At 35.8% G+C, this 6626-nt stretch carries 6 protein-coding genes and 2 pseudogenes; 3 read left to right on the top strand and 5 right to left on the bottom strand.

Going from position 1 to position 6626, the window contains the following annotated elements; translation table 11 throughout:
• From F1560_RS18855 to F1560_RS18845, 3 genes and pseudogenes are all read right to left on the bottom strand, one after another.
• On the bottom strand, positions 1–400 hold a 400-nt coding region (locus F1560_RS18855), incomplete at its 3' end, for a DUF421 domain-containing protein (RefSeq protein WP_149476189.1).
• 23 nt (positions 401–423) lie between these two features.
• Positions 424–765, bottom strand: a complete 342-nt coding sequence (locus F1560_RS22615; RefSeq protein WP_281292662.1) for a CBO0543 family protein — start codon at positions 763–765, stop codon at positions 424–426.
• A gap of 410 nt (positions 766–1175) precedes the next feature.
• Positions 1176–2668, bottom strand: a pseudogene (locus F1560_RS18845) (phospholipase D-like domain-containing protein).
• Positions 2669–2990: 322 nt separating this feature from the next.
• On the opposite strand from F1560_RS18845, the gene F1560_RS18840 reads away from it, so the two are divergent.
• Both F1560_RS18840 and F1560_RS18835 read left to right on the top strand, forming a co-directional pair.
• Positions 2991–3257 (top strand): hypothetical protein, encoded by a 267-nt coding sequence (locus F1560_RS18840; RefSeq protein WP_149476188.1) that lies wholly within the window; start codon positions 2991–2993, stop codon positions 3255–3257.
• Positions 3258–3271: 14 nt separating this feature from the next.
• Positions 3272–3610, top strand: a complete 339-nt coding sequence (locus tag F1560_RS18835) for a spore coat protein (protein ID WP_095308193.1) — start codon at positions 3272–3274, stop codon at positions 3608–3610.
• Positions 3611–3757: 147 nt separating this feature from the next.
• Here the strand turns inward: F1560_RS18835 and F1560_RS18830 are convergent, their stop codons facing one another.
• Positions 3758–4030, bottom strand: a complete 273-nt coding sequence (locus F1560_RS18830) for a hypothetical protein (protein WP_149476187.1) — start codon at positions 4028–4030, stop codon at positions 3758–3760.
• 1333 nt (positions 4031–5363) lie between these two features.
• Positions 5364–5491: pseudogene (locus F1560_RS22800) on the bottom strand (AAA family ATPase); the annotation flags it as partial.
• Positions 5492–5740: 249 nt separating this feature from the next.
• Between F1560_RS22800 and F1560_RS18815 the strand changes: the two are divergent.
• Positions 5741–6626, top strand: an 886-nt coding sequence (locus F1560_RS18815; protein ID WP_149476186.1) for an aldehyde dehydrogenase family protein, incomplete at its 3' end; no start/stop codon positions are given.

Here is a 6626-nt window from a genome sequence, read left to right as displayed (position 1 = left end):
CGCGAACTGAAAAGACATTATTTTGACGGAGTATACTCAATACTTGATTTACATCCAATTTGTTCTTTGTAAGTAACTTTCTATCCATAACACCATCTCGAATGATTATGTTAGGATTGCCTAATAAGAGAGAACGTGTTGATTTATTTTTTAGAGTTATAAACTCTATTCCCAACATAAGAAACGTCCACAATCCGATGGTATATAAAAAAAGAAAAATCCCTAACTTATCTTCATAAATGGTACTTCCTAAAAAATCTCCAAGTACTAACACAAAAACTAAGTGAAACGGGGTTAACTGATAGATGGATGTTCTGCCTGTTATGATAATTATAAAAAATAAAGTGGCAAAACCAACGATGACTTTGATCGTCAGTAAACCAATATTAACTTCTTCCAAAGTTTTTTCCTCCAATTTAAATTTTACTTCGTTGTAAGATTTTGAGGTTTAGATAAAGAGGCTAGTTTTAGTATTAAAGCTCGAGTTACAATTCCAACAATGATGTAATATATGAATGAATACCTGTATCTCCATTCTAAATAATTAACAAGTTTGACCCACTCGCAAAAGGGTTCACCTATAAAGGCATATGTTAGCGCCATAATGATCTGGGCTAAAATAAAAGATTTCCATGTTCTAAAATATTGATATAACAACATGTAAGCTACAGGTACCATTGAAAAATCAAAAGGAAAGGCCCGAGGAATAATAGGTAGGAATGCAATGGGGTAATCCCATAAACTATATTGTGCACCAACTAACATCTAATAAGGTTGTTGTCAAGATAATTATGGTACCAAATAACAAAATTTCTAAAATAATGTCTCGTTTAACAAGTTTAGCCCATATAACCCAAGGCACAATTAAAAAAACTACTAGAATCCACCATTCCCAAATTAAAAACTCATTTTTTAGCCAACCATTTAATTCTAAATGATAGAGCTTATCTTCTAATAAACGTATTTCCTTAAGATTTTCAAATATATTATCTATTGATATCACCCCTATATTTAAATGAAAAGGTAACAGATATTTTTGAATTCAAACTCTTTGGGCTGCCTTTTTAGTATTACCGTTTTTTAGTAATGAATTTCCATCGTAAATAAGAAAAAAACCATGTTGGAAGTTCTTTTTAAATCTAGATTTAAGATAATACAATAAAAACAGGATCAACTTATAATAATGGAGAAAGCAGGCGAGCACCCTGTTCAACAATGCGCTCGGTCAGGGATCTTTGCAACAAGTCTTCCATTCTTAATGGTACAGAATCAGTAAGATCCCTCTCGAACTGCTCTGTGAGTTCCCTTGCCACATCAGCACTGTACACGACTTGACACACCTCATAATTCAGGCGAAAACTTCTCATATCATAGTTTGCTGCGCCTACTTCTGCAATTTCCTCATCAATGATCATCAGTTTCGCATGTAACATTCCTTTATTATACTGGTAGATCTGGACCCCAGCTTCTATAAGTTCCCCGTAATAGGTACGACTTGCAAAGCCCACGATTTTTTGATCAATGTGGCGAGGAACCAGCAATCTTACATCTACACCACGAGCCACAGCTGTCTTTAATGCCATGATAATATCTGTTTCTGGTACAAAGTAGGGTGTTGTTATATCGATAGTCTTGGTCGCCTGTGTTATACATATAAAGTAAGCTTGACGAATAACTGGGGTAGGAATTCCAGGGTTTCCTTCCAACGTGTGGATGTACGCTTTTTGCAATGTCCCTGTCTTTGGATATATGTCCATCTCTTTACCATCTATGGTGCTCAACTCTGACCCCAATTCGGCTGACCATCTGGAAAGGTCTACTCTTCCGATTGGATTGATTTTTGTTACCTCAGATTTTGTTTTCAGATTTATTTTCGATTTTACCTGTTCCGGCACAGCAATATTCCAATGAACGTCAAAGACAGTCTGCAAATCGACTGATGCTTCTCCTGTTATTTGTAAATGAGTATCCCGCCAGAAGCCAACGTCAGGATTTAATCCTGTATATTCATATCCTACGTTCATGCCACCAGTAAAAGCTTTCTTTCCGTCGACCGTGACAATCTTACAGTGATCCCGATAATTCCAATTGGATAAAATCCAGGGAAAGCGTAAAGGAAATATTGTCCGGCATTCTATCCCTGCTTCCACCATCTGCAGGATTTTTTGACGCGGAAATTTTTTACTCCCCCAACCATCTCTAATAAAACGAACCCGCACTCCGTTTACTGCTTTTTCGATCAGCAGTCTGTGATGCGATTACCTATTTGGTCATTCCGATAGATGTAATATTCCAGATCAATGGTTTTTTGGGCTTTTTGTAGAGATTCGATGAGTAGTTCATATTTTGCTATTCCATTGTTTAGTACTTGGACTTTGCCGACTCGAAGCCCATGCACGGTGAAATCCCGTAAAGTATCAGCGATTACCGAGGATGAATGACTAAATGTATCAGGTAATTTGTCAGACTCATTATGAGAAGAGGTCAATCTTTTCCGATGAATACGCCTGGGATTTGATGTACTAAGATATAGCCAGAAACCAATGATTGGCAAAATAAGGACGATTGTTATCCAATTCAAAGCCTTGGCAGGGCGACGAACTTCCCAAATTGCTATGAATAACATAAAGAACATATTTAACAGGTATAGATAAAAAATCCACTCCAACTGGAATCCCTCCTTCTTTTTCTCTTTCTCTTAACATGTACAAACTATGTAACCAGTATACGTATGGAATATGAAGGGATTGTTTGTTATATATTATGGACTACCTTTATAAGAACTTTTATAAGATATTAAGAACGAAAAAATAGAGAATTATGGTTGGGTAAGTTCTGACATCATGAAAGGCGTAATGATCTGGGCACTGTCCTAACTAGAGACTTAGTGATTTTGAAAAATTACCATCTGGTAAATTCCTAATATATGTATAGTTTTTTATAAATTTGGAAAGTTAAAGTGGTAATGAAGCAATAAGGAGGAACTGTTCATGCAACAGCAACAACCGAATCAATCTCAAAGCCAGCCGCCGGTCTTTCAAGAGCCACCACAGGTGATCACAGGAAAAGATTTTAATTACTTAAAGGACATGCTATCGTGGAACCTTTTAGGATTCAAAAAGGCACATTTTGCAGCAGGCCAGTGCCAAGATCAACAGGTCGTAGTAGCCCTTGAAAAGGCATGCATGATGCACGAAAGACATTATCAGCGTATTTTGCAGCATTTGGATCAAAATGTGAACCAAATGAATCAATAAGGGGGACATACAAAATGAATAACAATCAAAACAAGATTCAAAATCCAGAAACACCTATACCCAAAACACCTGAGATGAATGAACGTGACTTCCTAAACGATATGCTTTCGTATGAAAAGTACATTACGGCATCTTATTCTACAGCAATGAATGAGGCAAGCCATGCTTCGCTATATCAGGACATTCACGCGATTTTCGACGAAACGAAGAATTTGCAGCGTGAACTGTATAATCTGATGTTTCAAAAGGGATGGTATTCGCTTGAAGCGGAACAGCCACAAAAACTTCAACAGGCGGCACAGCAGTTTACAGGGTACATGTCCCAGTTTCCGCATAATCCTCCAATACAATAAGATCGCAAAAAGCTATGGTAACTAAATAGTTTTGTTATTAGCTTATATTCAAAAAACAACAATTGAGTTATCGTAACAGTTAAATTTGGAGCAATAAGAGGCACACCGTTAAAACAAACGGTGTGCCTTATTGCTGTCTATTAATATTTATTCATCTATATTATCTGGATCGTTTACATCTTTAGGATCTTCAATGGGTTCTTCTGCATCAGGGATTAAATCAGCTTCATCATCTTTATTTTCATCTATATTATCTGGGTCATTTGCATCTTCAGGATCTTCAATTGGTTCTTCTCTATCAGGATCTACATCCACTTCAGGTGGTGGTGGATCATTATCCTCTTCTACATTATTACACCCCAATAACATGATGGTAGATAGAAAAACTGCTGTTAATAGTCTTAACCACTTTAGATTCACTTTTATCGTCCTCTCTATTGGTTTTTTACTTTTAATATTATTTTCTCCTTCCACTTTTTTATACGAACATTTTAACTTAACAACAATAATAATATTAAGGTCCTTACACCAAACAGTAGGACAGTAGGGGGCCTATTTGTATCATTTTCAAAATTTCCTTTTTAAAAAAGAATTAGAGGATTTATTGAGATAAACGGGAAGGTGTCAGGAATTGGAGATAAAAAATGCAATCTTACAGTCAAAGGTCAAATAGAGGCTATTGATGGGAATAAATAAAAACTAAAAACTAATCTATATCAAAGCCAAATTCTTGTATTAAAGAATTAGACGAGCTTATCACGAGATATCAAAGTTTGTTCAAAAATCCTGCATAACACAATAAATATGGGCCTTTTTACCTTTCTTTTGATGACCACAAGATTATAGAAAGCATCTTTTATAGTTACTTTTATAAAAATATGAACGGTCAGTGCATAGTTTAAAAGGTAGTTGGAAACAATTAAAGATAGTTCATACTGAACTATCCCCTGTAATTTTTGAGCCCTAACTTTTAGGGCTCTCTTTTTGATAAAATTGGCGTTGCCGTTTCAGTAATCGCGATGGAATAGTTCCTGACAGCAGTCTTGGCAGCCAATAAATCAACCAAAAAAAGCCAGTGTCTAAACCGATTGTATCAAAGAACGGTAAGACCAGAAGTGTTTCAATGAAAAAGTAGAGATTCTCTCCTATTGCTACTGCAAGTAGAAACCTTGATTTCTACTGTCTATTTACAATAGATTCATAAACTGCCTAGCTTATATAACCAAATGTATAAAAATACTGGCGTTAAAAATGCTTTAATCACCATCTAGTGATCACCTATGAATGCTATTTTTAAAAATATTCCATTTACTGAGGCAAGTAATCCGGATATCATTATTTGTACGCAAGCCTTCCCTTTCTACCTGTTATTGTTTAAAGAATGAAAATTTCTGATCAGGAAAGGTAATTAATGTGTATACCGACTATTTTATTAGCTTACTGGCTATGCTTGAAAATAAATGACTCACCAGACTCGCTATACTTTTTCACTCGAATACTTTTATTTTTCCAAAAGTTTACCTAAAGGCTTAAAAATCCCTTCAACCATTTGAGTTGGTCCTGGCATTTCCGGAAAGAAAACGAGGAGGATAGCAAGTAAAGTTCCTCCTACTGTCAATGTTATAAAGATTCATTTTTTTCTTTTCTGATTTTTTGTTTATTTTTGGCCATTCATAAAGTGTAATAAGGCTACCTATAAGGAGAACACCTAATTGTCACTTTTGATTTTATTTTGAGCTTTTTTTAATAATTTTTACTTGATTCCGATTACTAACTGTTCCGTGCAACTACACAACTTTTGTTGTTATGGTTCCGAGATTATTTAATTTCAAGTATTCTTTCAACTTGAGTAAAGAGTCTTTCTATTAGCCTAAAGTTCCCTCAGTAATCTTAATGTAACAGTAGTTTCTCGAATATTAAAGTGATTCGGTGGAATCATACGACAGGTTGCCTTTTTCGAAATCATGAAAAAGGGGGGATTACAAAGGGAACAGTTCTCTGGCTTCAATCGCATTTTAAAGAGACGCATTTTCCTCTTCCTTGTCCCATTCGAGTTTAAATAGGGATAGAGAGGGAAGTTTTTTTAATAAAGATTAAATCATGTATACGAAGGAAAGGAGAATAAATTATATGAAAATTTATGAAAATCTCAACAAAAATTATATCTCTGGTGAATGGCGTGATGGTCAAGGAAAAACCACTTATGAAGTAAAAAATCCCTATAATGATGAAGTTCTACAAGAAATAAAAATGGCTAGTAAAGAAGATATCGATGAATCTTATCAATCTGCTGAACAGGCTAAAAAAGAATGGGCAAAATATAATCCATTTGAACGATCTTCCATTATGGAAAAGGCAGTGCAGATTATTGAAGCGAGAAGAGAAGAGTTTGTTGATCATTTAATTAGGGAAGGGGGTTCATCACATCTGAAGGCTAACGTCGAAATTGACTTTGTTATTGCAATTACAAGGGAAGCAGCATCTTTTCCCCTTAGAATGAATGGGGAAATTGTACCTTCCCTTATCCCAGGAAAGGAAAATAGAATTTACCGAAGTCCTTTAGGGGTAGTTGGTGTAATCGGGCCATTCAACTTCCCAATGTATCTTGCCATGCGTTCGGTAGCACCGGCACTTGCTGTCGGTAACGGGGTCGTACTGAAACCAGATGAGCAAACTGCGGTAACTGGCGGGATATTACTTGCGAAGGTATTTGAAGAGGCGGGATTGCCGAAAGGAGTCTTTAATGTTGTGGTTCCAAACTTAGAAGATATCGGTGATGCATTTGTCGAACATCCAATTCCACGGTTAATTTCATTTACAGGATCTACTTCGGCAGGACGGCATATTGGTGAAATTTGTGGAAGAAATATTAAAAAAGTTGCACTTGAGTTAGGGGGGAACAACCCGCTTGTAGTGCTTGGTGATGCGAAAGTGGAAAGTGCAGTAAATTCCACATTATTCGGTAAGTTTATGCATAATGGACAAATATGTATGGCTATTAATCGAATTATAGTTC

It is taken from the genome of Oceanobacillus polygoni, assembly GCF_008304605.1.
GTDB classification, from domain to species: Bacteria; Bacillota; Bacilli; order Bacillales; family Amphibacillaceae; genus Oceanobacillus; species Oceanobacillus polygoni.
This window is presented reverse-complemented; position numbering and strand designations above follow the sequence as displayed.

Bases quoted from the DNA above. Each gene is read 5' to 3' on its own strand.
- F1560_RS18840 (WP_149476188.1), top strand. From the start codon at position 2,991: ATGCAACAGCAACAACCGAATCAATCTCAAAGCCAGCCGCCGGTCTTT.
- F1560_RS22615 (WP_281292662.1), bottom strand. From the start codon at position 765: ATGTTAGTTGGTGCACAATATAGTTTATGGGATTACCCCATTGCATTC.
- F1560_RS18835 (WP_095308193.1), top strand. From the start codon at position 3,272: ATGAATAACAATCAAAACAAGATTCAAAATCCAGAAACACCTATACCC.